This is a genomic window from Allomuricauda sp. ANG21, from assembly GCF_040705235.1.
Taxonomy (GTDB): domain Bacteria; phylum Bacteroidota; class Bacteroidia; order Flavobacteriales; family Flavobacteriaceae; genus Flagellimonas; species Flagellimonas marina.
Genome location: NZ_JBFCVT010000002.1, coordinates 187,597 through 213,616, shown reverse-complemented (window position 1 = coordinate 213,616; position 26,020 = coordinate 187,597). Strand labels below are relative to the sequence as shown.

At 41.9% G+C, this 26,020-nt stretch carries 29 protein-coding genes; 11 read left to right on the top strand and 18 right to left on the bottom strand.

Annotated elements, in window-relative coordinates:
- From AB1A65_RS03280 to AB1A65_RS03230, 11 genes are all read right to left on the bottom strand, one after another.
- Entirely contained in the window at nucleotides 1-603 is a 603-nt protein-coding gene (locus AB1A65_RS03280; protein WP_366585604.1) for a DinB family protein, read from the bottom strand.
- A 10-nt stretch (nucleotides 604-613) separates the two neighbouring features.
- A complete protein-coding gene (locus tag AB1A65_RS03275; RefSeq protein ID WP_366585602.1) occupies nucleotides 614-1,075 on the bottom strand; it encodes a YciI family protein in 462 nt (153 codons plus the stop codon).
- A 114-nt stretch (nucleotides 1,076-1,189) separates the two neighbouring features.
- A complete protein-coding gene (locus AB1A65_RS03270; protein WP_366585600.1) occupies nucleotides 1,190-1,543 on the bottom strand; it encodes a hypothetical protein in 354 nt (117 codons plus the stop codon).
- 10 nt (nucleotides 1,544-1,553) lie between these two features.
- Entirely contained in the window at nucleotides 1,554-2,042 is a 489-nt protein-coding gene (locus tag AB1A65_RS03265) for a hypothetical protein (protein WP_366585598.1), read from the bottom strand.
- A 1-nt stretch (nucleotide 2,043) separates the two neighbouring features.
- Nucleotides 2,044-2,859: an META domain-containing protein gene (locus tag AB1A65_RS03260; protein ID WP_366585596.1), complete on the bottom strand. Its 816-nt coding sequence runs from the start codon at nucleotides 2,857-2,859 to the stop codon at nucleotides 2,044-2,046.
- Complete coding sequence (locus AB1A65_RS03255) at nucleotides 2,856-3,275, bottom strand: META domain-containing protein (protein ID WP_366585594.1); 420 nt, start codon at nucleotides 3,273-3,275, stop codon at nucleotides 2,856-2,858. The genes AB1A65_RS03260 and AB1A65_RS03255 overlap by 4 nt, the downstream gene beginning before the upstream one ends.
- Nucleotides 3,276-3,367: 92 nt before the next feature.
- On the bottom strand, nucleotides 3,368-4,072 hold the full coding sequence (locus AB1A65_RS03250) for a membrane or secreted protein (RefSeq protein WP_366585592.1): 705 nt from the start codon (nucleotides 4,070-4,072) through the stop codon (nucleotides 3,368-3,370).
- A gap of 2 nt (nucleotides 4,073-4,074) precedes the next feature.
- Nucleotides 4,075-4,452, bottom strand: coding sequence for an ester cyclase (locus AB1A65_RS03245; protein WP_366585590.1), 378 nt, complete (start codon nucleotides 4,450-4,452; stop codon nucleotides 4,075-4,077).
- A 71-nt stretch (nucleotides 4,453-4,523) separates the two neighbouring features.
- Nucleotides 4,524-5,006 (bottom strand): cytochrome c, encoded by a 483-nt coding sequence (locus tag AB1A65_RS03240; protein WP_366585588.1) that lies wholly within the window; start codon nucleotides 5,004-5,006, stop codon nucleotides 4,524-4,526.
- Between the two features lie 115 nt (nucleotides 5,007-5,121).
- Nucleotides 5,122-6,084, bottom strand: a complete 963-nt coding sequence (locus AB1A65_RS03235; protein ID WP_366585586.1) for an alpha/beta fold hydrolase — start codon at nucleotides 6,082-6,084, stop codon at nucleotides 5,122-5,124.
- A gap of 18 nt (nucleotides 6,085-6,102) precedes the next feature.
- Nucleotides 6,103-7,080 carry a nitronate monooxygenase gene (locus AB1A65_RS03230; protein WP_366585584.1) on the bottom strand — a complete coding sequence of 326 codons (978 nt, stop codon included), beginning with the start codon at nucleotides 7,078-7,080 and terminating at the stop codon, nucleotides 6,103-6,105.
- Between the two features lie 116 nt (nucleotides 7,081-7,196).
- Between AB1A65_RS03230 and AB1A65_RS03225 the strand changes: the two genes are divergently transcribed.
- A complete protein-coding gene (locus AB1A65_RS03225; RefSeq protein ID WP_366585582.1) occupies nucleotides 7,197-7,670 on the top strand; it encodes an acyl-CoA thioesterase in 474 nt (157 codons plus the stop codon).
- Here the strand turns inward: AB1A65_RS03225 and AB1A65_RS03220 are convergent.
- The 4 genes from AB1A65_RS03220 to AB1A65_RS03205 form a co-directional block, all read right to left on the bottom strand.
- Nucleotides 7,667-8,329, bottom strand: a complete 663-nt coding sequence (locus tag AB1A65_RS03220) for an SMI1/KNR4 family protein (RefSeq protein ID WP_366585580.1) — start codon at nucleotides 8,327-8,329, stop codon at nucleotides 7,667-7,669. The genes AB1A65_RS03225 and AB1A65_RS03220 overlap by 4 nt on opposite strands.
- Complete coding sequence (locus AB1A65_RS03215) at nucleotides 8,326-8,706, bottom strand: hypothetical protein (RefSeq protein ID WP_366585578.1); 381 nt, start codon at nucleotides 8,704-8,706, stop codon at nucleotides 8,326-8,328. Before AB1A65_RS03215 ends, AB1A65_RS03220 begins: the two co-directional genes overlap by 4 nt.
- A 120-nt stretch (nucleotides 8,707-8,826) precedes the next feature.
- Nucleotides 8,827-9,720 (bottom strand): DMT family transporter, encoded by an 894-nt coding sequence (locus AB1A65_RS03210; protein WP_366585576.1) that lies wholly within the window; start codon nucleotides 9,718-9,720, stop codon nucleotides 8,827-8,829.
- A complete protein-coding gene (locus AB1A65_RS03205) occupies nucleotides 9,717-10,070 on the bottom strand; it encodes an ArsC/Spx/MgsR family protein (protein WP_366585574.1) in 354 nt (117 codons plus the stop codon). Before AB1A65_RS03205 ends, AB1A65_RS03210 begins: the two co-directional genes overlap by 4 nt.
- 209 nt (nucleotides 10,071-10,279) lie before the next feature.
- Here AB1A65_RS03205 and AB1A65_RS03200 point away from each other — a divergent pair, with 209 nt between their 5' ends.
- Entirely contained in the window at nucleotides 10,280-10,831 is a 552-nt protein-coding gene (locus tag AB1A65_RS03200; RefSeq protein WP_366585572.1) for a conjugal transfer protein TraO, read from the top strand.
- A gap of 17 nt (nucleotides 10,832-10,848) precedes the next feature.
- On the opposite strand, the gene AB1A65_RS03195 is transcribed toward AB1A65_RS03200, so the two are convergent.
- Nucleotides 10,849-11,589, bottom strand: coding sequence for a DUF3298 and DUF4163 domain-containing protein (locus AB1A65_RS03195; protein ID WP_366585571.1), 741 nt, complete (start codon nucleotides 11,587-11,589; stop codon nucleotides 10,849-10,851).
- Between the two features lie 85 nt (nucleotides 11,590-11,674).
- Here AB1A65_RS03195 and AB1A65_RS03190 point away from each other — a divergent pair, with 85 nt between their 5' ends.
- The 4 genes from AB1A65_RS03190 to AB1A65_RS03175 all read left to right on the top strand — a co-directional run bounded on the left by AB1A65_RS03190 (nucleotide 11,675) and on the right by AB1A65_RS03175 (nucleotide 17,527).
- On the top strand, nucleotides 11,675-12,829 hold the full coding sequence (locus AB1A65_RS03190) for a cystathionine gamma-synthase (protein ID WP_366585569.1): 1,155 nt from the start codon (nucleotides 11,675-11,677) through the stop codon (nucleotides 12,827-12,829).
- 128 nt (nucleotides 12,830-12,957) lie between these two features.
- Nucleotides 12,958-14,301 (top strand): NADP-specific glutamate dehydrogenase, encoded by a 1,344-nt coding sequence (gene gdhA, locus AB1A65_RS03185; protein WP_366585567.1) that lies wholly within the window; start codon nucleotides 12,958-12,960, stop codon nucleotides 14,299-14,301.
- Between the two features lie 90 nt (nucleotides 14,302-14,391).
- Entirely contained in the window at nucleotides 14,392-15,111 is a 720-nt protein-coding gene (gene recO / locus AB1A65_RS03180) for a DNA repair protein RecO (RefSeq protein ID WP_366587044.1), read from the top strand.
- A 1-nt stretch (nucleotide 15,112) separates the two neighbouring features.
- A complete protein-coding gene (locus AB1A65_RS03175; RefSeq protein ID WP_366585565.1) occupies nucleotides 15,113-17,527 on the top strand; it encodes a TonB-dependent receptor in 2,415 nt (804 codons plus the stop codon).
- A gap of 51 nt (nucleotides 17,528-17,578) precedes the next feature.
- Here the strand turns inward: AB1A65_RS03175 and AB1A65_RS03170 are convergent, their stop codons facing one another.
- On the bottom strand, nucleotides 17,579-17,887 hold the full coding sequence (locus AB1A65_RS03170; protein ID WP_366585563.1) for a hypothetical protein: 309 nt from the start codon (nucleotides 17,885-17,887) through the stop codon (nucleotides 17,579-17,581).
- A 183-nt stretch (nucleotides 17,888-18,070) separates the two neighbouring features.
- On the opposite strand from AB1A65_RS03170, the gene ileS reads away from it, so the two are divergent.
- From ileS to AB1A65_RS03150, 4 genes are all read left to right on the top strand, one after another.
- Nucleotides 18,071-21,472 (top strand): isoleucine--tRNA ligase, encoded by a 3,402-nt coding sequence (gene ileS, locus AB1A65_RS03165; protein WP_366585561.1) that lies wholly within the window; start codon nucleotides 18,071-18,073, stop codon nucleotides 21,470-21,472.
- 3 nt (nucleotides 21,473-21,475) lie between these two features.
- Entirely contained in the window at nucleotides 21,476-21,859 is a 384-nt protein-coding gene (locus AB1A65_RS03160) for a TraR/DksA C4-type zinc finger protein (RefSeq protein WP_366585560.1), read from the top strand.
- Between the two features lie 91 nt (nucleotides 21,860-21,950).
- Nucleotides 21,951-22,508: a DUF4097 family beta strand repeat-containing protein gene (locus AB1A65_RS03155; protein ID WP_366585558.1), complete on the top strand. Its 558-nt coding sequence runs from the start codon at nucleotides 21,951-21,953 to the stop codon at nucleotides 22,506-22,508.
- Nucleotides 22,509-22,540: 32 nt separating this feature from the next.
- Nucleotides 22,541-23,191: a lipoprotein signal peptidase gene (locus AB1A65_RS03150; protein WP_366585556.1), complete on the top strand. Its 651-nt coding sequence runs from the start codon at nucleotides 22,541-22,543 to the stop codon at nucleotides 23,189-23,191.
- Here the strand turns inward: AB1A65_RS03150 and AB1A65_RS03145 are convergent.
- The gene (locus AB1A65_RS03145) at nucleotides 23,179-23,742 is read right to left on the bottom strand and encodes a 5-formyltetrahydrofolate cyclo-ligase (protein WP_366585554.1); all 564 of its coding nucleotides are present in this window, start codon (nucleotides 23,740-23,742) and stop codon (nucleotides 23,179-23,181) included. The two genes, AB1A65_RS03150 and AB1A65_RS03145, sit on opposite strands and share 13 nt — an antisense overlap.
- 479 nt (nucleotides 23,743-24,221) lie before the next feature.
- On the opposite strand from AB1A65_RS03145, the gene uvrC reads away from it, so the two are divergent.
- Nucleotides 24,222-26,009: an excinuclease ABC subunit UvrC gene (gene uvrC, locus AB1A65_RS03140; RefSeq protein ID WP_366585552.1), complete on the top strand. Its 1,788-nt coding sequence runs from the start codon at nucleotides 24,222-24,224 to the stop codon at nucleotides 26,007-26,009.
- The last annotated feature ends 11 nt before the right edge of the window (nucleotides 26,010-26,020 follow it).

Genomic DNA, 26,020 nt, shown 5'->3' with positions numbered 1-26,020 from the left:
TTATTCCCTCGTTTTTCCCATCAACACATTTACGTTGGGATTCTGCGGATTTCCACTAGCTCTGCGCATCAAAACAATTTGCCCAGTGTGGTAAATGCAGTCCGAGAGCATGCCATTGAGCATGTTCCAAAAGGGAAGTTCGGTCTGCTGGTCGCCCCGCTGGAAAATAATTTTGAAAGACGCCATATCATCTGAACTTTTTCCTGATGCAGCCTCGCTGGCTGCCTTGAGATTTTCCAAGGTTTTTTGCCGTAGCTCTTCAAATGAAAAACCAGAAAGGTCTTGACGTACATTGGGTGTGGCCGAAGGGGCATTCAAGATGGTATAGGACATTCCGCAAATATGTTGCAAGGTTTCCAGCGCGGTTCGCCCATCTTCCGAAGGTTTGTAGTCCAAATCTTTTTGGGTCAACCCCTCGGTGGCCCAATAAAATCGGTAGCCTAAACCATCAATCATTCGCGCTACAACATTACCGGGAGTGTATTCCTCGGCGTAATCAGGAATTTGATGATAGGGCAGTTCCATGTCTTGGGCTGTTGATTTTAAAACTAAGGTAAAGAAGAAAACTAAACCTAAAAAAGGTAGAAGGGAATGGTTTTTCATGATGAAATGCTTAGTCCATGATGGATTTTTTAGCCAAGGTAAGGCCAATTTCGTTTACTTCTTTGAGCGCTGCTGAACCGTACCATTCTTTCAATTCCATTACAAGGCTCCCTGCTTGTATGGCAGGGTCGGTTTCTGTGAGCATTTTGGCTTCTTCAATGGAATCCACATCAAAAATATAAATGCCTCTTAGGTCATCATTGCCAAAAAAGGGACCGGCCAACACCAATTTCCCCTCTTGGGCCATTTTACCAATATTCTGCATATGGGCGGCCTGCAATTCTGCGGCCTCTTCTTTGGAAAGGTCGCGGTTGGGACCTCGTTTCAGAAAGGCAAAAACGTACTTTTTCATCCCATAATCGTCAGCACCGTACTTTTTGGCTTTTTCCGCATTATATACTACTTCTTCAGATTGAGCCCATGTTACGGAACAGCTCAATAGAACGAAAAGAAAAATTAATCTTGAATTCATAGTGATAGTTTTTACGTGTATGCCTATCGACCAAAAATAACGAATTGACGGTCAAAACCTAGCAGCTTTATTGCCAAAAAGCGGGGTGAAAGTGAGCGCTTAAATCCCACTTGTTCAATCAAAACAACCTTTGTAAAAAACATTGAACGGATGAACTTCAACATTAAAAAGTTGATTTTGAAGGGCAACATCCTCGAACAAAAGATTTTTGGCCGCTTCCAAGTCCGTAGCCTTCAAAACTATCATTCCCGTATCGCCATACCGAGCTCCCATAACAATGGTATTGTCCTTTCTTAGTTTCGACAAAAATGCGGAGTGCTCCTTGAAATAGGCTTGGTCATTGGGAGCTTTATTTGTGTCCCAAAGCGAACCAATGGTATACAAGGCCACAAAACGAGATTTCTCTTTTTCGCTTTCCTGCCCAATCATGAACAAGGGCAAAAGGAGGAATAGTACAATGTATTTCATTATACTGGGTTTACATTTCGGGATCACAGTCAGTCTTGGTCAAGGGCATTGAGGAACTGAAACTTAAGTTGTTTTTGTCCTTAAAGGCTGTCCCGGTTTCATCCAATTCGCCGTAGCCTTCAATCAACTGGTTCTCTTTTACCAAAAAGGCTACTTCGCGAGTACTTTCCATACCTTCCGAAGCAAATGTATACCTACCTATTAGAATGCTATCGTTTAAGGTTCCAGCAAAGGTTCCTGTGTTTGCATCTTTTTCTTTAAGGGCATAATCTAAGTTTGCCAGAATTGTATTGGACATATCGGTGATTTCCAAGCTGATTTTATTTCCGTTGGCAGTATACGTATAGCAACCAATTTCCAATCTCGTTGATGGAGTTTCAGTTTCCTCCATTATTTCTGTGGAGGTTTCTTGTTCTGAGCTTTCAGTTGATTTCTCTTCTTTGGTTTTGCAACTGATTACCAGTACCGTCAAGAAAAAGGCTATTGTTATTTTTTTCATATCAATCTATTTTTTTGAAAATAAGGAGATTCTCTTTGCTACCATTGGAAAGGGTCAGTCTGTTGTTTGCAATAGTATATTGGGTGCTGGCTTGAAGATTTTGCAAGAACTTTGATTCTTTATCCATCCCCGGACAGGCCATTTTGGTTCCTGCTATTTGGGTAAATCGTAAAACATCCTTCTCATAAAAAAGCCCACCTGTCATTCGGTTGCATCCTGAAAAACCGGAAAACCGATTGTTATTGATGTTTATTTCCATGTTGGGAACATCTTGCCCATTAAAGTCGGCTGCGGATACCATTTCGCCATCCATTTCTTCCAATACCCAAATATCATGTAAGCGATAATCTGTTATATAGGTCCCACAACCTTCCAGCGCATGGGTTTCTTCATCTCCGGTTCGCTTGTAGGCAATGGTTACGGTATAAGGTGATTTTTCGCCAGACATGGCGTTGGTACATTCTTTATGGGCAATGATCACATCCAGTTCCACGGCTTCCGTTTGGATGCGATACATACTTATGTTCGAATCTTGGGCCTTAATCGGTTCGGCGTGGGGTGTATAAATGGTATCTTCCATCATGTTCAACTCCACACTATTTTCCAGGATTTTTAAACCCCAGAAAGGTTCAGTTCCCGTAGCCTTAAAATAACTACCATCTGGGGTGACGGCCAAAGCCTCCATTTTTCTCACTTGTTTTTGTACGGTGTCGGTAGCTTTTTCAACGGCTTCATTCATCTCGGGCGGCGACTTTTTCTTTTCAATACAACCTATGAAAAGCAACAAGGTGCCCATTAGGACAATCGATTTTCTCATGGCTCAATTTTTTTGAAACGCATCATGGGGACTTCACCTATCATGAGGTTGAGTTCACCATCTTCAATGATGTATCCATCAATCTTTTGCATCATGTTTAGGAATTGTCTTTCACCTCCACCACAGAACATCATGGTTGTGGGTCCGGGTTCTCCAAAAGAAAGAGAGTCCCCGTTCAATTCAAAGTCGGCAGAATAGCCATTGCAGCTATCGGTTCCGGTAACCATGTGGGTTTCTTTGTTGAAAGAAATTTGTGGTTTTTTCTCTGGGAAAAGGCCATCGAAAGCGATGCGAGGGCCAGAAATATAAATCAATTCCCAAGTGGAGTTAAAGAGTTCTTCAGAACTGTCCGGTTTTGGATTGCAGGAACCAGCCACAATCAGGACACCTAAAAAAAGGATAATAGAGGATTTCATTTGTACAGAAAATTATAGTTAATGGTACAGAAAAATACTAAAAAAAATGATGAAACCTTCAACAAATCAACTAAATACGGGAATGTTTTATTTCACCTTTTACTCCAGACTTCATAGATGGGCTGCCCCTTGCTGCTTAGTCCATAATGGTGCCAATCGCCATCAACAAGCTCATAATTGAACTGTAAACTGGCCCCCACCCGTGAGTCATCCCGAGAAAAGAAACCAATATTTTCAGTGTATTTTCCATTGGTTGTGGTATAGGTGCCACCACCGGTTCCCATAAACTCTTTGGTTTCGGTATTGAAGGCAATCCATTGGAAGCGTGTTCCGGAAAGTATTTTCATGGTCTTTCGTGGTCCGGAGGTATCTCTTTTTACAATTTGGCCATCGCGCTTGCGTCCAGATATCAACCACGCTCCAGCAAGATTGCTGGGAGAACCATCATCCAATCGAGTCCATGTTTTGTCATCTACATATAGCTTGTTTCCATCAAGCCTGTAAGGAAGACTATCTGAGGTTCCCACTAAATCGGGGTCGAAAGAGGCAAATTCCAAGGTATAGGTAAGCGATCCATTTTTAAGGGACAAGGCTCCGCCCATGGTGCCCATGAACTTACCGTTTTCTTTTTCAAAAAAGGCTTGGGAAAAATAATCACCAGAAACAATGGCCACAAATTGCACCGAAACACCTTCATTATTCGTAACTGTTGACTGCCATGCGCCATTAAGGTCTTGGCCATTGGAAAGGGATATGGCCAGAAGGATGAGGATTAGGGATAGAACATATTTTTTCATAATCAATACATTTTATTGGCGTGTGCTGCTGTTTTTGGTATTTGTTGAATGGCATCCCAGTGCTCACAGATCTTCCCGTTGTCATCAAAGCGAAAAAAATCCATAGTTACATATTCATCATTTTGGGGCCAAGTTTGATGTGTATGAAGGGCAACCAAATTACCTTCGGCGATACACCTTACAAAAGCTATGGATTTGTTGGGGTATTCTCGTTGCATTTTCTCAAAATAGGAGATAAATCCTTCTTTGCCATCTGCAACATCTGGGTTGTGTTGAATGTAGACATCCCCAACAAATTTTTCAACGGCTTCTCGTGGGCTTCCTTCATAGGCCATTTTATAGAAGGCCATTGCATTGTTTTTGTTTGTTGCTAAATCCATGATCGGTATAAACAAAAATGCTGTTGCCTTTCAAGAAAAACAACAGCATTTCAAAGATGTATGGTTGATTGTTATAATGTTCTTAGGTACTCGGCCACGTCCCTTGCCTCATCTTCGGTAAGGTTCTGGTTGAGCATAATAGCATTATTATATTCTTTCAATAAGGCTTTTGCTATGGGGTCCTCTTTGAGCATTCCATCGGGGTTCAAGATCATGTTCATGACCCATTCCGGACTTCTTCGCTCATAAACTCCTTTCATGGCAGGACCAATCATACGTTTATCCACCATATGGCAGGCCACACAGATGGCATCGAATTTGGCCTTTCCGCGGGCAGCCATTTCTTCATCAATAGTATCTGGGAACGTCAAATCTTCAATAGGACCAACGCCCTTATTATCCAAATCCACGGGAACTCCTTCACTGGCTTTGGCATTTGTCTCTTCGGTTTTGGTGCGGCTCACTTCAAAGCCGTCGTCCTTCTTCTCTTCTTTTTTTCCGCCGCAGCTGGCCACAAAGGCTCCCAATGCAATAAAAAGGAGTAATTTTTTCATCTTGATCAATTCTGTTGTAGTTTGTGTTAATGCAGCTACTAAGATAGGTAATTGACGACTAATTTTATAGCGGTTTTTGCACTACCTCGTTCCTTTGTTGCATTTATAACCATTATTAGAGTAACTGGTTGAAAAAATCCAATGCTTTTTTCTCTGTATAGGTGATGTTGTGCTTCCCCCAAAAACCTACATGCCCACCATGTTTTGGAGTTTCCAAATACAGATTTGGATTTTGCTGCGCTTCAGAAAAAGGATAACATTCTGGGCCCAAAAAAGAATCGTCCAATGCGTTTATGATAAGTGAAGGCGCTTTTATATTAGGCAAAAATTGGAGGGAACTGCATTGGGTGTAATAATCCAGGGCGTCTTTAAAGTTATGGGCCTTACTGGTGTAGATATCATCAAAATCCTTTAGGTTTTTTATTTTTTTGATGTCAGAATCAGTGATGAGGTCAGGAAACAATTCTTGTTTTTCCCTAAGCTTTGCAATCAGGTTTCCCTTAAACCGAATGGCATATAGGATATTGTTGAATGTTAGCAATTGCTGACAAGAACTGTGCAGATTGCAGGGCACGGAAACGGCCACGGCCCCTTTTATTTCCTTTGGGACGGCGGAGTCCTCTCCCAAATATTTCAACGCCAGGTTGCCGCCCAAACTGAAGCCTTTGATATAGATTTCCGAATAATCCTTGGATTTCAATATGTGGTCGATAACTTCTTTTAGATCTTCCGTAACGCCGGAATGGTAGGAACGATACAAGGAATTGGTCTCACCGCTACACCCTCGATAATTTACAGCACAGGCATCATATCCATTTTGATTGAAGAGCTTGGCACTTCCTGTTATGTAGGGTCGTTGACCATCGCCTTCCAAACCATGGAGCAAGATGACCAATTTTTTTGAAGGTATTATGGAATCACTCCAATCCAAATCCAAAAAATCTCCATCAGACAATGGTAAACGCTCCCTTTTTTGGAAAGCCCCATTGACTTTTCTGAAAAGGCCACAGTAAATAGTGGCAAAATGACCATTTTTAAAAAAGAGCGGTGGTGAATAAGTTGACGTAACCAAAGGCATTGCAAAGCAATTAAGGAATTATTCCTTAGGAAAGGTCTTTAGTAATTGGCATTGTTCCTCTACAGCAATTTTAAATTCAGCTTTAAGCTGCGCAACCAATGTGGAAATAGGTAAAACATTGTCAATGGCCGTAACCCCTTGACCAGCGGACCAAATGGTTTTCCAAGCCTTGGCTTCGGTATCGAGTTCTTTTCCAAAATCGATTTTATGGTCTTTCTTTAAATCTTCCTCGGAAATTCCGGCAGCGTTTAGGCTGGCAGCTAAAAAATTGGCATGTACTCCAGAAATGGCTGCGGTGTAGACCACATCATTGGCCCCTGCCTCAATGATCATTTTTCGATATTCGTCCGTGGCTTTGCTCTCTTCGGTGTTAATGAAACGGGTTCCCATATAGGCCAAATCTGCACCCATTTGCATGGCTGAGGCAATGTCCCGTCCGGTGCTTATGCATCCGGAAAGAATTATGGTCTTGTTGAAGATTTTTTTCACTTCGGTGACCAAACTCATGGGATTGATGTTTCCCGCGTGCCCGCCGGCACCGGCTGAGACTAGAATTAAACCATCCACCCCTGCTTCTGCCGCTTTTTCGGCATGTCTTTTTTTAATGATGTCATGGAATACCAATCCGCCATAGCTGTGTATGGCATCCACTACCATACTTACCGCACCGAGTGAAGTAATCACTAGGGGAACCTTATGCTTTATGCATAGTTTTACATCGGCTTCCAATCTAGGGTTGGTGGGATGTACAATCAGGTTTACCCCAAAAGGAGCGGCCTTTTTGCCCGTTTCTTTTTCAAATTGTTGCAGCTCTGTTTTAATTTGTATGAGCCATTCCTCGAACCCTTCGCTGGTGCGCTGGTTAAGAGCGGGAAAGGTGCCAACAATGCCATTTTTGCAACATTCCACGACCAATTTCGGACCAGAAATAAGAAACATGGGTGCAGCTATTGCGGGTAGTGAAAGGTCTTTGATAAATTCAGCTTTTTGGCTCATGGACTTTGTGTTAAACTATGTTTAAAAATAGAATTATTAATGGTACTTCATTGAAATCAGTTTATAAAACTATGGTATTTTTGCCATCTATTATGCATGCATAACAAATTACCACTATGTTTTTTAAAGAATTTGAGATTCGATGGAGCGATTTGGACGCCAATCGCCATTTGGCCAACTCGGCCTATATCAACTTTATGAGCCATACCCGGATGGCGTATCTGGGCCAGCTTGGCTTTAACCAAAAAAGCATGGCCGAACACAATATAGGTCCTGTGGTCTTCTATGAGCACATGTATTATTTTAAGGAGGTCTTTGCCGGAAAACCTATAAAAGTTTCCTTGGGATTTAAAGGAATGAGCGCAGATGGGATGTTCTTTGAGTTTGAACATAATTTTTACGACAGCAATGGCAAAAATTTTGCTCGATGTCAAATGATGGGGGCTTGGATTGATTTGAGAGAGCGAAAACTCGTAGGTCTGCCCGAACAATTCCTAGAAGCGTTCGAAAAAATGGAAAGAACTGAAGATTTTAAGACCTTGACCAAGGCTGATACCCGGAAGTTTGTTCAAGTTCCTAAAGATCTTTAGGGATAGCCAAACCAACTTGGCGTTTTTTTAATCAGCTTTCCAGAAATAATTTCATCTAGCCAATGCTCGTACCAGTCCAAAAAACTAGTGTCCGGGGCAAAGGAGGGTTTTTGGTCCGCAGACATTTCTAGATTTACGACTTTGCCTTTGTGTGGCCCGTTCAAAACAAGTCCATGAACATAAGTACATCCTTGCGAGCCCAAAGGCAAGATTCCACCGTAGACTTTGGAAAATTCGTTATAATAGGTTTCATCTGAAAGATTATCCTGATCTAAAGCTTTAGTTAGGTTTCCCCATTCTGAATCCGTCATTTTAGGGGAAAGTAGGCAGTCATTTTTTAGAAATGTTTTTGGGTTTCCGTAGACCAATGTGTCCAAATGATTTCCGAGGGGGTAGATTCCGTAATAGGGACCAGCTCCAGAGTTTTGATAAGATATTCCTCCATTTCCAACCTGTAATACAAAAGCACGGTAACAATCTGGTAGCTGAATCCCGTGAGTTACTTCAAAAGCTTCTACTTGTACGGTAGTGGCCGGAGGATGAAGTTTATATTTGTGGGCTGCTGCTCCAAAGACCAAGCAATCTTTATCAATCTGTTTAGCCTCTATCAGCTTTTTTCTGATCCGACCTATTTGATAGAAATGCGGAGTATTGGTCATATGGTATCCTTGTTCTCTTTATTGCCCAACTTCCCCCACATAGTTTTTTTACCTCCAATTACGTAAACGAAGCGAATTAATATGCACAATATAAAAACGGCAAACGCAACATCTACCATAGACATTGTAGGTTTGTTTAAACGTAGGAGAAAACCTAGCGAACCCATAAGTTGAAAGGGTGTGTCAATTTGCTTTATACTCCAAGAAGCTGGAAGAAAATCATTTGCCAAATCTGGGAGCAAATGAAAACCAAGATATAGTAATCCTAATTCCAGCAGTGGATTTATTTCAAAAGCCTTCATCAATTTTTTTTCAACCCAAAGCAGTGCCAAAAATAGGAGAATGCCAGTTACAATTCCAGAAATTAATAAATTCATGATGTCTTGATTCGTTCAATTAGAGCTGTAATCTAGCTTTCAAAAATGGAGTTTTGTCCTGCCAATTGATGAACAACCCATACAGGTTGACGAATAAGAAAGTGTGGAAGAATCTTTGGGTCAGGCTCCCGCCTTAGGTCTTTTCCCCGCCAAATATACCCCCAATAGCACCAGACAAGTGGCTAAAATCTTGATTAAGGTAAGATGGTCCTTGCCTGCAAATAGGGCAAACAAGATGCCAATGAGGGGTTGGATGTAAATAAACGCTCCTACAGTTGAAGCTTTAAGCTGCGTTAGGGCAAAAACATTGAACAAATAGGTCATAAAGGTTGTGCCGATAACCACAAAGGCTATTGAGCCGTAGACCCAAAGGGGCATGGTGGTCCATTGTATTTCCAAAAACTCGGGCAAGGTTATGGGGAAATTCATAATAAAGGCCAGACTGAACAACCACTTCATTAGATTGAAGGGATGGTACTTTTCCAATAGTTTTTTTACCAAAATAAGATACGATCCATAGCAGGTGGCGTTCAAAATGAACAAAAAATTCCCAAAGGGAATATTGGGGGCATCCTGCCTCACTTCAGCTCCAAAAAGAATAAGACCCAAAGCGCCAATAAAGCCTAAAAAAATTCCCAAACCTTTGTTCATAGTAATACGCTCACTGAGGAATAAGGCCGATAGAATCACCACAATAATTGGGGTAATGGTTACCAAAACCGCACTATTTATAGGTGTGGAAAGCTGTAGCCCTTTAAAAAAAGCCAACATATTGATCACCATTCCCAAAAAAGCACAGGCAAGAATACGGCCCCAGTCTTTTTTCTCCAATTTTTCTTTGGGTCCAAAAAAGGAGATCAACCAAAATAAGAGCGTAGCCCCTCCCACCCGCAACATAATGAAGGCAAAGGGCCCAACATAATGGGGCATGGCACCTTTAGCAATAGTATGGTTTACGCCATAAATTGCAGTGGCACCCAAGGCAGCCAAAATGGCCAGTGTTCTTTTGTTCATCCGTGAAGGGCCTCTTTTGCGGCCTGGACCACTTTTTTGGAGTTTCCAATAAAAATCTGTCCGTCAACCAAAATAACAGGTCGCTTTAAAAAGGTATAATGCTCAAGTATGAGTTCCTTGTAATCATTCTCGGAAAGTTGTTTTTCATGCAATCCTTTTTGGCGGTACAACATGGCCCTTTTGCTGAACAAAGGTTCGTATCCACCGGCAAGGGATGCCATTTCCTCCAATTGCTTCGGAGTCATTGCTTCTGACTTTATTTCTTGCAATTGAACACCGTCCAATGGCTCTAATTCTTTTAAGATGCGTTGGCAGGTAGAGCAACTGCCCAAGTGGTAAATCTTTTTCATGATCATGTTCTAAGGCACAAAGGAAGTTAAAATTGAATCAATTCGCGTTATGAGAGTGCAAATTCAACATCATGATTTTTAATTCATACTTAGACAAAACTTCACATTAGTTGAATATTCCCCATTTTGTATCTTTGAATGTATAAATGCGATTGCGCAGTACCCCAAATTGATAATACAGGTTTCTTTAATTCCAAATCGTAACCAAAATGCGAAAGACCTACTTAATCTATTTGGGCCTCTGGGCCTTGTTCGTAATTCCTATTCAGCAAATGCATTCCCAACGCGGCAACTTATCGGTTGGGGTTGTGCCAACCTACAAAACCGATGGATATGGTGTTCAAGCTAGCTTGAATTATACCCATAGCACCACCGATTATCTTCAAGTAGCAATGGCGGCCACTTTTTCTAATGAGCAGCCCAATTCCGGTGTTGAGTTTCCCTACCATGATTATTTGTTTAGTCTGGGGTATTTTACGACAATACTGACCTCGCCCAAAAAAGGCTTCTTCTTTTATTTTGGAGGAGGGCCCTCCGTGGGGTATAAATACATCAATAACGGGGAAACCGAATTTGCTTTTAATGCCCTTTCCGCCGAAAGCAGTTTTATTTATGGGGGCTACGCTTCTTTTGAAATGGATTTCTTTATTTCTGATGCCTTTTCCTTGATTGTTCCGATAAACGGTTTTTACCATTTTAACAGCGACCTCAATGATACCACACTGTTGTTGGGGGTTGGTATTCGGTATTATTTGAAGTGAGTTGGCACAATTCTCTTTTAGGATTTCACCTTACGCTTCAAAAAAAGATTGACCTCAGCATAAGGAAGCGTTAGGATGATGGGTCCATCTGCATAGGAGGCGACCTCATATTGGTTGTAGATCAACTGCACCCCATCTTTCGTATAGCCAATATTGTTGGATAAATGAAATGCATCACCCTCGAACATAAAACCTGTGGCATTGATGTTGCCATCTTGGGGAATTTTCTCCTGAATCCTGAACTTAGCTTCCGCAAACTTTTCAAATCCTTCAAGGTCATCAAAAAGTTCCCAGTTTTCCAGCTCGGCGCCTTTTGCTTTATCAAAATTGAGATAACTTGTGGAACCATAGCCGTGTGCACCACCCGTAAAGGTATAAGAGTTCACCACAATGGTGACCAAATGCTCATCCTCATAGATAACCTCACCATTGATTTTCGCTTCCCACCCTATTTCGTCAGTGAACTTGGTCTTCAGTTCTTTATAACTTTCAGTAAATGATGCCATGGCCTGGTCAACATTCTCAATGTCTTCGTTATCGCTGAAAGATAGCAAAGCAATCACCTCTTCCCGTAAACTTCGGTTTATGGCGGTGGCCACATTGGAATCATCCAGGGCATGTGGAAGGGCTATTGTGATTTCAGGACAATTCCCACAGGATTCCCCGTGCAATTCGAGCGGCTCAAAAGTAAGTTTCTGTTCGGTTTCACAACCAAAAGGAATCCAGAGGATTAAAAGTAGGCCGAAATACTTTTTCATGAGTGAGGTTTTAGGGTTCCCAAAAATAAGACTTCATTGAAAACTCCGAAAGATAGCAATACATTTGTATGAAGATCCTAAGAAAATGAGCAAAAAAGAATTACGATTCAACAGCAAGACCATTCACGGTGGGCAGCATCCAGACAAAGCGTACGGAGCCGTTATGCCCCCCATTTATCAAACCTCAACCTATGCCCAGACCACTCCGGGCGGACATAAGGGATTTGAGTACTCACGAAGTGCCAACCCTACCCGAACCGCTTTGGAGAATGCTTTGGCTAGTATAGAAAGTGGGACATATGGGTTGGCTTTCGCCAGTGGGTTATCGGCCATCGATGCGGTGATAAAACTATTGCAGCCTGGTGATGAAGTGGTCTCCACCAATGATTTATACGGAGGCAGTTACCGACTTTTCAAACAGGTTTTTGAAAAATATGGCATAAAGTTTCATTTTATCGGGATGCAGGACATGGATGCCATTGAAGCTCACATCAACTCCAAAACTAAGCTGATTTGGGTAGAGACACCAACCAATCCCATGATGAACATCATCGATATAAAGGCAGCATCTGCTTTGGCCAAAAAACATAAGCTGTTGTTGGCTGTGGATAATACGTTTGCAACACCCTATTTGCAAAGACCCTTGGAATTAGGTGCTGACATAGTAATGCACTCGGCCACCAAATATTTGGGAGGACACAGTGATCTTGTGGTCGGAGCCTTGGTAGTGAAGGATAAGGAACTGGCGGATAAACTCTATTTCATTCAGAACGCCAGTGGTGCCGTGTGTGGACCCATGGATAGCTTTTTAACACTCCGTGGTATAAAAACGCTTCATGTGCGTATGCAGCGCCATTGCGATAATGGGGAAGCCATAGCCAACTATTTGGCAAAACACCCTAAAATTGAGAAAGTCTATTGGCCTGGATTTGAGTCGCACCCAAACCACGACATAGCCAAAAGTCAGATGGGCGGTTTTGGTGGAATGATATCCTTTGTGCCCAAGGGGAGCAGTTATGAAGAAGCTATTAAAATTGTGGAAAAACTCAAAGTTTTCACTCTGGCCGAGTCATTGGGAGGTGTGGAAAGTTTGGCGGGTCATCCGGCAAGTATGACGCATGCGAGTATCCCCAAAGAAGAACGTGAAAAAAGTGGCGTGGTGGATGCCTTGATTCGTTTGAGCGTGGGTATTGAAGATGCCGCCGATTTGACCGCCGATTTGGAGCAGGCCATAGGTTAGGAAATTGAAAAATTTTTAAAAAAAGCCCATTTGAATTGTGTAAATATCATAATTTTGCGTTCAAATTCAAGATTCAATAAAACTGTGGCTTTTTAAAGTTGCAGAAACAACAAAATAACAATCCTTATATGGAACAAAAAATTAAAGCATTTATGGATGAGGTCAAGACCAGAAATGGTCATGAACCAGAATTCATCCAAGCGGTTCAAGAAGTTGCCGAAACTGTAATTCCGTACATCGCCCAACAAGATATTTACAACGGAAAGAATATCCTTTTGCGTATGGTGGAACCCGAACGATTGATTTCATTTCGGGTGGCATGGATAGATGATGATGGTGAGATCCATGTAAACCGTGGTTATCGCGTACAGATGAACTCAGCCATTGGACCGTACAAAGGTGGTCTTCGTTTTCACCCTACCGTGAACGCCAGTGTATTGAAGTTCTTGGCCTTTGAACAGGTCTTTAAAAACAGCTTGACCACGCTGCCCATGGGCGGTGGAAAAGGAGGTTCCGATTTTGATCCAAAAGGGAAATCCGACGATGAAATCATGCGTTTTTGCCACGCTTTCATGACAGAACTGTGCCGGCATATTGGTCCAAACACCGATATTCCAGCTGGGGATATTGGCGTAGGCGCCCGCGAAATTGGTTTCCTTTTTGGGATGTACAAAAAAATTCGCAATGAGTTTACCGGAGTATTGACAGGGAAAGGACTTTCTTGGGGAGGTTCTTTGATTCGTCCTGAAGCTACCGGATACGGCACTGTGTACTTCGCAGACAGCATGTTAAAGACCAAAAATGAAACCTTCAAAGACAAAAAAGTCGTAATTTCAGGTTCAGGTAATGTGGCGCAATACGCAGCCGAAAAGGTATTACACCTTGGAGGTAAGGTATTGACACTTTCCGATTCTGCCGGATTTATCTATGACAAAGACGGCATTGACGAAGAAAAGCTGGCCTTTGTCATGGATTTGAAGAATAACAGAAGAGGTAGGATTTCCGAATATGTGGATAAATACCCATCGGCAGAATTCCACAAAGGAGAAACGCCATGGAAAGTGGCTTGTGATATTGCTCTGCCCTGTGCCACCCAAAACGAGTTGGATGGAGATGCAGCAGCAGCATTGATCAAAAATGGATGTATAGCTGTGGCAGAAGGCGCCAACATGCCTTCAACCCCAGAGGCCATCCATGCATTTCACGATGCCAAAATACTGTTCGCGCCCGGGAAGGCTTCAAACGCCGGAGGTGTTGCCACATCAGGTTTGGAGATGTCACAGAACTCACTTCGCATTAGCTGGACCAGAGAGGAAGTAGATGAGAGATTAAAGGGAATCATGGGTGATATTCATGATGCCTGTATCGAATATGGAAAAGAAGAAGACGGCTATTGCAACTACGTAAAAGGAGCTAATATAGCTGGTTTCGTTAAGGTGGCAGACGCCATGTTAGCCCAAGGAGTGATATAATTCTTATAATCAACCAGAGTTTTTGGTTGGCAGTTACCGGAAGGAGTGCTTATTTTTACCCCTTTCTGTAACTGCCTTTTTTTGTACCCTATGCAAGTGACCACCAAGGCCATAGTGCTTTCCTCTTTAAAATATGGCGACACCAGCCTTATTGTTAAGGCACTTACGGCTTCAGATGGATTAAAATCTTACTTGTTGAAAGGTGTTATGGGGTCCAAAAAAGGAAAATTGAAACCTGGGTATTTTCAGCCACTCATGCAGTTAGAAATTCTAGCGTACCATAAGAACAAAGGCACATTGGAAAGCATTCGAGAAGTGAAGGTGGCCGTACCTTACAAGACCCTCCATACGGATATTGTAAAAAACAGCATTGTTCTTTTTTTGGCTGAAATGCTGGGCAATAGCATCCATGAAGAGGAACAGGATAAAAGTCTTTTCAATTATTTGGAATACGCGTTGCTTTGGTTGGACGAACATCCAACGAATTCCAATTTTCACCTTCTATTTTTGTTGAATCTCACCAAATATTTGGGCTTCTACCCAGATACTTCATTCCAAAACGCGCCTTTTTTTGATCTTCAGGAAGGAAGTTTTTGCAAAACACCGTCGCTCAACCCGCTGATTCAGAATGAATTATTGAACGATTTCAAGGGGTTTTTAGGCACGGATTTTGATGTATTACACACGAAACAACTAACTAAGTCAAATAGGCGGGAACTCTTAAAAATGGTCATTCTTTATTTCCGGTTGCATGTGCATGGATTTAGGGAACCAAAGTCTCTTGCTGTATTAAATGCCGTTTTTCAATAACATGTTTAAACCAACCGTAGCCTTATTTTTTTTATTTATTTCCTTTTCGCTTTTCGCCCAAGAAGTAACTGTTCTGGATGCCGATTCAGGAGTGCCCATTTCCAATTTGGCCATTTTTAACAGGGACAAGTCCAAGATCACGGTTACCGACTTTAATGGAAAGAGTGATTTGGGAATTTTTAATCCCAATGAACGGATTACCTTTCAACACCTGAGCTATGAGATTTATGCTACCACAAAATCACAAATCGCAAAAAAAGGAAATAGGGTTTACCTTTATTTAAGGTCTGAAGAACTGGAGGAAGTGGTTTTGTCCGTTTCCAAATGGGAGCAACAAAAGAAGAACGTTCCCCAAAAAATCGAGACCATAGATGCCCGAAGTATTTCCTTTACCGCCCCGCAAACTTCAGCAGATCTATTACAAAACAGCGGAAAGGTTTTTGTGCAAAAAAGTCAATTGGGTGGGGGAAGCCCCATGATTCGTGGTTTTGCCACCAATAGATTGTTGTTGTCCGTTGATGGTGTTCGGATGAACAACGCCATTTTTAGAGGTGGGAACCTTCAAAATGTGATTTCCATAGACCCCTTTACCGTGAATAAGACCGAAATTATATTTGGCCCCGGTTCTGTTATTTATGGTAGTGATGCTATTGGTGGGGTAATGAATTTCTACACTCAAAAACCCCATTTTTCTTTTACGGATAGCTTGGCTTTTTCGGGAAAGACAGACTATAGATTTGCTTCGGCCAACAACGAAAGTACCACTCATGCAGAGTTCAATTTTGGACAAAAAAAGTGGGCTTCCCATACCAGTTTTACCTATAATAATTTTGATGATTTAAAAATGGGAGAGCATGGGCCAGATTCGTATCTACGGAACAATTATGTCATTCAACAAAATGGAATGGATGTTTTGGTGCCCAATGATAATCCCAAAAAGCAGATTTCAACAGGATACGATCAAGTGAACTTCCTTCAAAAGTTTGCATATCGGCCCAACGATACCTGGAATTATAATCTGGGATTGTACTATTCCGAGACCTCAGATTTTCCAAGGTATGACCGGTTGATTCGGCCTACAAGTGACGGACAGGGGCTTCGCTCCGCTGAATGGTACTATGGCCCCCAAAAATGGTTCATGGGAAACTTTCAGATTACCAAAAAAGGGAATAGCAAATTTTACGATCGCGTAAAACTTACCACTGCCTATCAGTTTTTTGAGGAGAGCAGGTATGACCGAGGATTTGGCGATGTGGAACTTTTTTCTACAAAGGAGAAAGTCGATGCCCTCTCCATGAATTTGGACTTTGAAAACAAAAAATTGGGAGGTCTTCATCTCTATTATGGTGCCGAATATGTTTTGAACAAGGTAAACTCGAAAGGAAGCATGCAAAATATTGAAACCAATGCAACGGAACGCACCGCATCCCGCTACCCAGATGGGGCCACTTGGCAGACTTTTGCCGGGTACATTAACGGAGAATATCAAATAGAGCCCAATTTCACCTTGCTTTCTGGGGTTCGATACAGCCAAGTTTGGGTGGATGCTGAGTTTGAGAAAACATTTTACCCGTTTCCTTTTGATGAGGCCGATATTGTAACCGGGGCCTTTACTGGAAGTGTAGGATTTAGTTGGTTTCCCAGGGACGACTGGCAGATTACCTTGAACGGATCTACGGGATTCCGTGCACCTAACATTGATGACATTGGAAAAATATTTGATTCAGAACCCGGTTCTGTGGTAGTTCCCAACCCAGATTTGGAACCCGAATATGCCTACAATGGCGAATTGGGAATCCGAAAAAACTTTGGCGATAGACTCGTTTTAAAAGGCGCAGCCTATTATACCTACTTGGTGGATGCTTTGGTACGAAGGGATTTCAGCTTTAATGGTGAAACCGAGATTGAGTACAACGGGGAATTGAGTAATGTACAAGCGATTCAGAATGCCGCTAAAGCCTATGTCTATGGTTTTGAATTTGGGATGGAAGCCTTTTTTGATGAAAATTGGTCGTTTTCATCAAACTTGACCCTTACCGAAGGTATTGAGGAGGACGACGATGGCACCGATACACCTGCACGTCATGCCGCACCCACCTTTGGTGATGCCCATTTAGTTTGGCAGAATCAAAAATTGAAAGCAGATATTTTCGTGAATTACAACGGGGAGGTTACTAATGATGACTTAGCACTTTCTGAGCAGAGTAAAGGTTATATTTATGCCAGTGATGCCAATGGCAATCCGTTTTCCCCCTCTTGGTATACCTTGAATTTTAGATCACAATACCAAATTTCCCATGCCTTAAAGGCTACAGTTGGCTTGGAGAACATGACCAACCAGCGATATAGAACATATTCATCAGGCATTGTGGCGCCGGGAACCAATCTTATTTTGGGATTGGGATACGTTTTCTAGAAAACAAAAAAAGGCAAGGAATTTCCTTGCCTTTTTTCAAGCTTTGTATTCTTACATTTTAATACTGTCCATGGTTTTTTTGGCATCCTCGCCGACCTCTTTGACTTTTTCCATGGCCTCTTCACCGGCCTTTTTAATACTATCTGCGGCTTTTTCACCCATTTCCATGGCTTCATCCCCTGCTTTTTTAACAGCGTCAACCGCATCATTGGTGGCTTCCTTTAGGTCCTGACCTGCTTCCTCAAATGTTTCGCTGGCCTCTTCAGAAGCTTCCTTGGCCTTATCCGCTGCCTCTTTGCAAGAGGTCATTACAGAAAGGGATAAAGACAGTGCCATTACGGCCATTACAACTTTTTTCATTCTTTAAATGGTTTAGTGTTAGTGAAGAATCAAGATAGTGAATTTAATGTAAACGATGATCTGAAGCATATCATATTTAGGTTAAGGGTATTAAGGAAATACTAATACCCAAAACCAGGGGTGTAATTCCATCTAAATTCATAATTTTGCAAACTTGGAATTCGAGAAGAAGTAGCAGAATATATGAAGTTTGCAGAATATAAGGGATTGGATTTGCCGAAGGTTTCAGAAGAAGTTCTAAACTTTTGGAAGGACAAACAGATTTTTGAAAAGAGTGTTTCCACAAGGGAGGGCAAGGAGAGTTATGTCTTCTACGAAGGCCCGCCATCTGCAAATGGAATGCCCGGAATACACCACGTAATGGCCCGTACCATCAAGGATATTTTTCCTCGCTACAAGACCATGAAGGGCTATCAAGTAAAGCGAAAAGCCGGTTGGGATACTCACGGACTGCCCATTGAAATTGGTGTAGAGAAAGAACTCGGGATTACAAAAGAGGATATTGGCAAAAAAATATCGGTTGAAGAATACAACGCGGCCTGTAAGAAAGCGGTAATGCGCTACACGGACGTTTGGAACGAAATGACCGAAAAAATTGGGTATTGGGTTGATATGGATGACCCCTACATCACCTACAAATCCAAGTACATGGAATCTGTCTGGTGGTTGCTGAAGCAGATTTATGACAAAGGATTGCTGTATAAAGGCTACACCATTCAGCCGTATTCGCCAAAGGCGGGCACGGGATTGAGCTCGCACGAGCTAAACCAGCCCGGGACGTATCAAGATGTTACCGATACCACGGTTACGGCCCAATTTAGAGCCAAGAAAGAAACTCTTCCCGATTTTCTCAAAAATGTGGATGGGAACATTTACTTTTTGGCATGGACGACCACACCTTGGACGCTTCCATCCAACACAGCTTTGACCGTAGGCCCAAAAATTGAATATACGCTGGTCAAGACTTTCAACCAGTACACTTTTGAGCCGATCAATGTTGTAGTGGCCAAAAACTTGGTTAGCTATAATTTTTCCGGAAAGTTCGCTAAGGTCGAGACAGAGGAAGAATTGAACTCCTTTAAAGAAGGGGATAAAAAAATTCCATTTTTGATAGGCGAAAGTTTTGTAGGAAAGGATTTGGTCGGTATTCAGTATGAGCAATTGATTGATTACGTGCAACCGTATCAAAATCCAGAAAACGCTTTCCGGGTGATTTCCGGCGATTTTGTGACTACGGAAGACGGTACAGGAATTGTGCACACAGCACCCACCTTTGGTGCAGACGATGCCCTGGTGGCCAAACAGGCTACGCCAGAAGTTCCTCCCATGTTGGTTTTGGATGAAAACAACAACCCTGTTCCCTTGGTGGACCTTCAGGGACGGTTTAGACCAGAGTTGAAGGAGTTTGGCGGCAAATATGTAAAGAACGAATATTATGATGATGGTGAGGCACCAGAAAAGTCTGTTGACGTTGAGATTGCCATCAAACTAAAAGAAGAGAACAAGGCCTTTAAGGTTGAAAAGTATGTCCACAGTTATCCCAATTGCTGGCGTACGGACAAACCTATTTTATACTATCCGTTGAACTCGTGGTTCATTAAAGTGACGGACGTTAAGGACCGCATGTTTGCATTGAACCAGAGCATCAACTGGAAGCCCAAAGCCACCGGTGAGGGTCGGTTTGGAAACTGGCTGGCCAACGCCAACGATTGGAACCTTTCTCGTTCTCGGTATTGGGGTATTCCATTGCCCATTTGGCGTACCGAAGATGGCAAGGAGGAAATGATCATTGGTTCTGTGGAAGAACTCAAGAATGAAATGGCCAAAGCCGTTGATGCTGGAGTTTTGGAAAAAGATGTGTTCGCTGATTTTGTGTCCGGAGACATGAGCGAAGCGAATTACGACAAAATCGACTTACACAAAAATATCGTGGATGGGATTACCTTGGTTTCCCCATCCGGGCAACCCATGAAACGCGAGGCCGACCTTATTGATGTTTGGTTTGATAGTGGTTCCATGCCCTATGCCCAATGGCATTATCCGTTCGAAAACAAGGAGTTGATTGATGAGGGCGTGGCTTTTCCGGCCAACTTCATTGCTGAAGGTGTGGACCAGACCCGTGGATGGTTCTATACGCTTCATGCCATTGCCACCATGGTTTTTGATTCCGTAGCTTATAGAAATGTGGTCTCCAATGGATTGGTTTTGGATAAAGAAGGCAAAAAAATGTCCAAACGATTGGGCAACGCCGTAGATCCTTTTGAGGTATTGCCAGAACATGGTCCCGATGCCACACGTTGGTACATGATTTCCAATGCCAACCCGTGGGATAACCTTAAATTCGACATTGACGGGATTGTTGAGGTGAAAAGAAAGTTCTTTGGAACCTTGTACAACACCTACTCCTTTATGGCACTGTACGCCAATATTGATGAATTTGATTATTCTGAGGCTGATGTTGCCTTGCAGGATAGGCCCGAAATTGACCAATGGATTTTGTCTGAACTCCACACCTTGATTAAGAATGTGGATGAGGCGTATGCGGATTATGAAGCGACCCGGGCAAGTAGAATGATTTCTGATTTTGTGCAGGAAAATCTGAGCAACTGGTATGTTCGTTTAAGCAGAAGACGTTTCTGGAAAGGCGATTACCAGCAAGATAAAATATCCGCCTACCAAACCTTGTACACCTGTTTGAATACAGTGGCCAAACTATCGGCTCCTGTGGCGCCATTCTTTATGGATCGCTTGTATTTGGATTTGAATGCCACCACACAAAAAGAAGATTTTGAAAGTGTTCATTTGGCAGAATTCCCAGTTTTTGATGCTTCCTTGGTGAATAAGAAATTGGAGCGGAAGATGCAGTTGGCCCAAAAGATTTCATCCTTGGTGTTGTCCATCCGTCAGAAAGAAAAAATTAAGGTTCGCCAACCACTCCAAAAAATCATGATTCCCGTTTTGGATGATGAGCAACGATTGGACATTGAAGCAGTATCAGGGTTGATAAAATCAGAAGTAAATGTCAAGGAAATTCAACTATTGGATGATGCTTCGGGTATTTTGGTGAAGCAAATAAAACCTAACTTTAAGGTTTTGGGGCCGAAATTTGGTAAGGATATGAAGGCGATTGCCGCAGCTGTTGGTCAATTGGGGCAAGAGGATATCCAAAAAATAGAAAGAGAAGGGGAATTAATGCTAGAGTTGGAAAATAAAAGCGTTAATTTACAGTTAACCGATGTAGACATCAGTTCCCAAGACATTGAGGGATGGTTGGTTGCCAGTGCTGGACCATTGACCGTTGCATTGGATGTGACCATTGATGACACGTTAAGAAAAGAGGGAATTGCCCGTGAATTGGTGAGCCGGATTCAGAACATCCGAAAGGAGTCTGGGTTTGAAGTAACTGATAAGATTGACATAAAAATATTGAAGGACGGTTTGGTTGAAAATGCGGTTTCAAGTAATGAAGATTACATTAAAACAGAAACATTGACAGCCCAGCTGAATTTCGAAGAGAAACTGGATGAAGGCATTGCAGTTGCCTTTGATGAAGTGAATACAAAATTGTTTATTCAAAAACATTAGAAAATGGCAGAAGAACTAAAAGTTAGATATTCAGATAAGGACCTGAATGAGTTTAGGGTCTTAATCGAAGAAAAAATAGAAAAGGCAAAAAGCCATTTGGACCTTTTAAAGAGTGCCTATATGAATGATGGAAACAATGGTACAGATGATACCTCTCCAACATTCAAGGCTTTTGAGGAAGGGTCGGAGACCATGAGTAAGGAAGCCAACACGCAATTGGCCATTCGTCAGGAGAAATTTATCCGCGACTTAAAGAGTGCACTATTGCGTATTGAGAACAAGACCTATGGAATATGCCGTGTTACCGGAAAGCTCATCAATAAAGAGCGATTGAAGCTGGTGCCGCATGCCACATTGAGCATTGAGGCCAAGAACATGCAGAAATAATAAAAACGCCTCAGGGCGTTTTTTGTTTATGAAACCACTGTTCTGTGTTGTTGGTCTTTTTTTTCTTGTGCACGTGCAAGCACAAAAACTGGTGAAGAAAGCCTTTATTGGTCCAAGAACACAATCCATTCAAATAGATTCGCAACATTGTTACCAGATTGATTTGCAAACGGCCCGGACCAAAGAAGTTCAGGTGGAGGCCAGTATAGAGGGCGAATATGCCAAGGATTTGCTCATTTCCATCGAAGAAAATGGCACTACAGTGCGAATCAGTGCCGGGTTTCAACCCAACTTCATCAACCCCAATGACAAACTAAGTGCACACAAAGTGGTTTCCATTGCTTTGCAGATTACGGTGCCCCAATACAAAGACGTCTCCATTTTTGGAACCAATACCAATGTGGAAGTAGAGGGGAAGTATCAAAATCTCGATGTAACACTATCCGATGGCAGATGCGAGTTGAACAATGTTTCGGAAACCGTGGAAGTAACCACTCAAAAGGGAGATATTTGGGTGAATGCGAACAGCGGCACCATCCTTGCTGAGAGCACCTACGGACTCGTGGAAAACGATCAAATTCCAATCGGAAATAACCAATATATCCTAAAGACGGTACAGGGCAATATCCATCTTAGGAAAACAAAATAATATACCTATTTTTGCAACCACTTTTTAATGGCATGAATCTAAAAAAATCCCTCATAATCATTGTATTGATCCTCCTTGTGGACCAAATTAGCAAGGTCTACATCAAGACCCATTTTATTTTGGGCGAATCTCATGACGTTTTAGGTTGGTTCAAGATACTTTTTATTGAGAATGAAGGTGCAGCTTGGGGTACCAAACTCAGTGATTTATTGCCTATTTCTGAATCTATTGGGAAACTTGTTTTGACCGTTTTCCGGATTTTTGCTGTTTTGGGGATTGGGTATTGGTTGTGGGACATCATTAAAAAACAATCGCCTAGAACACTAATCTTGGCCGTATCCCTCATTTTTGCAGGAGCTCTGGGGAACATCATCGATTCTGTCTTTTATGGGATAATTTTTGACCACAGCAACGGTCAGGTGTCCACGTTCTTTTCAAATGAACCCTATGGAACTTTGTTTCATGGAAAAGTAGTGGATATGCTCTATTTTCCATTGATTGATACCACATGGCCCGATTGGGTCCCTTCCTTTGGCGGGCAACGCTTCCGTTTTTTTGAGCCCGTTTTTAACATAGCGGACACTGCCATTAGTACCGGAGTGGGCATTTTGATTGTCTTCAATAAAAAGGCTTTTCCAAAAAAATCAGAAGATACACAGGAAGTGGTAGATCAAAATGCGTAAATCTTTTCTGGGGTAATACAGTAGTTCAATTGCACATCATTGTCATGTACATCTGTGATGTATTCTTTCTCAGGCCCAAACAAGGAAAGTCCAATCTTTATGGTTTCATCCCTGCATTTGCGCAAAAAAGTATCATAAAACCCTTTACCGTACCCAACACGGTTGCCCTGTAGGTCAAACGCCAATAAGGGTACAAAGACGACGTCAATTTTGGTTTCTGGGATTGGAATCCCATCCACAGGCTCAGGAATTCCCCATTTATTTTTTTTGATAACGGTACTGTCTGTCAATAAAAAGTTTTCCAAGGTATAGTTTTTCTGTGTTTTTGGAATCACAACATGTTTATCTTTTCCTTGGAGGAGGGTTATGAGCGGAAGGGTGTCTATTTCTTTATTTTCTTCAATGGTCAAAAAGATATGGAAATAAAAAAAATCCCAAACCGGGATTTGAAGTACATGATTCGTTAAATCCATACTTAAATCTGAGACTTGCGAAGAAGTAAGATTCGCTCTCAGACTTTTGTACTTTTTTCTTAGTTCATGTTTCAACATTTAAAATAATGTTGAAGATTTTAGGGGTTGTGTTTTGGGGCAATACTGTTCTACTCTCCTCGAGTTGATACTGAGAAGAAGATTTTGAAGAAAAGCATCAAAATCAAATACATTCCCAAAACGATAACATAGTTTTCCATAGAATTGTATTTATACCGTTAAATATAGGTAAAGCAATTTTAAAATTCACCATGAAATGCACCTTTTATCGATGAAATGCATGATTTTTATCAATTGTTTAACAATTTAGATTCACTCTAAAAATCAAACTGTAGGTTTTCCATAGTTTTTTTAGGAGAAAACCCCAGTTTTTGATAATAGGATTGGAATATGGCTCTTAAACTAAATAAATGGTATTGGTAAAGTGGAACGCCCCAGCGGTTAAATCAGACCAAGAAAGCATCAAGTTTAACAAAAAACACTGCAATTAAAACATAACTTTGTTAAAAGCCGATTAAGGAATATTTCCTGAAATATTTATGTCCTACCCATCCATCAATGTTCAAATCAGTGTGCTGCCCAATAGTCCAGGGGTATATCAATTTTACGATGCCGATGGAAAAATCCTCTATGTAGGAAAAGCCAAGAACCTTAAGAAAAGGGTGTCATCCTATTTCAATAAAAAACAGGAGTATGGAAAAACCCGGGTTTTGGTGAAGAAAATCCATAATATAAAACATATTGTGGTGGCCACAGAGTCTGATGCGCTTCTTTTGGAGAACAACTTGATTAAGAAGCTAAAGCCCAGATATAATGTAATGCTCAAGGACGATAAATCCTACCCATGGATTTGTATCAAAAAAGAACGTTTTCCCAGGGTTTTTCCAACCCGGAAACTTATAAAGGATGGCTCCGAGTATTACGGGCCCTACACGAGCATGAAAACGGTGAGAACATTGCTGGATTTAGTAAAAAGCCTCTATCCTCTGCGGACCTGCAATTATGACCTCTCCGAAGAAAAAATCACCGCAGGAAAGTACAAGGTGTGCCTGGAATACCATTTAGGGAATTGTTTGGGTCCCTGTGAGGGCTTTCAGAGTGAAGCTGAATATCATGGGCAAATTGAGGATATCCGTCAGATTATTAAGGGAAATTTACGGAGTTCGTTGCAGGCTTTCAAGGAACAGATGCATGTTTATGCCGAAAAAATGGAGTTTGAAAAGGCACAACGAATCAAAGAGAAAATTGATGTGCTGGAAAACTATCAGGCCAAATCAACGGTGGTCAACCCTAAAATCAACAATGTGGATGTCTTCAGCATTGTGTCCGATGAGACCCATGGCTATGTCAATTTTTTACAGCTCTCCCACGGTTCCATTGTTCGGTCCCACACCATGGAAATCAAGAAAAAATTGGAGGAAACCGATGAAGAACTCCTTCAATTGGCCATTACAGAAATCAGACAACGGTTCAATTCACGGTCCAAAGAAGTTTACCTACCCTTTCCTGTTGATGTGGAGGATACCTTAAAAGTGACCTTGCCCAAATTGGGAGATAAGCGCAGGATTTTGGAACTTTCAGAACGCAATGCCCGTTTTTATCGACAGGATAGGTTAAAGCAAATAAAAATTGTTGACCCAGATAGGCATACCAAACGCATCATGGCACAAATGAAAGCCGATTTGCGACTATCAGAGGAGCCTACACATATTGAATGTTTTGACAATTCAAACATCCAAGGAAGCAACCCTGTGGCCGCTTGTGTTGTCTTTAAGAACGGTAAACCATCCAAAAAGGACTATCGGCATTTCAACATAAAGACCGTGGAAGGTCCGGATGACTTTGCAAGTATGGAAGAAGTGGTATTTAGACGATATAAAAGATTGCTGAATGAGGAGGAGCCGCTTCCACAGCTTATTGTTATAGATGGTGGCAAAGGCCAGCTTTCATCTGCACTGAAAAGTTTGGAGACGCTTGGGCTGCGGGGAAAAATCGCCATTATTGGTATTGCCAAGCGGTTAGAGGAAATTTATTTTCCAAATGATTCAGTTCCATTATATTTAGATAAGCGGTCCGAGACGTTGAAAATCATCCAACAGCTTCGGAATGAGGCTCACCGGTTTGGAATTACCCACCACAGGAACAAAAGGAGCAAGGGAGCCATTGGTTCGGAATTGGAGAACATTGACGGCATCGGCAAAAAAACCGCTGAGCAATTGTTGAAAAACTTTAAATCGGTAAAGCGTGTTAAAGAAGCCACAATAGAAAGTCTGGCCGAGTCTGTGGGAATGGCAAAGGCAAAAAAGATTTATAAATCCTTTCACTGACAGCATGGGTG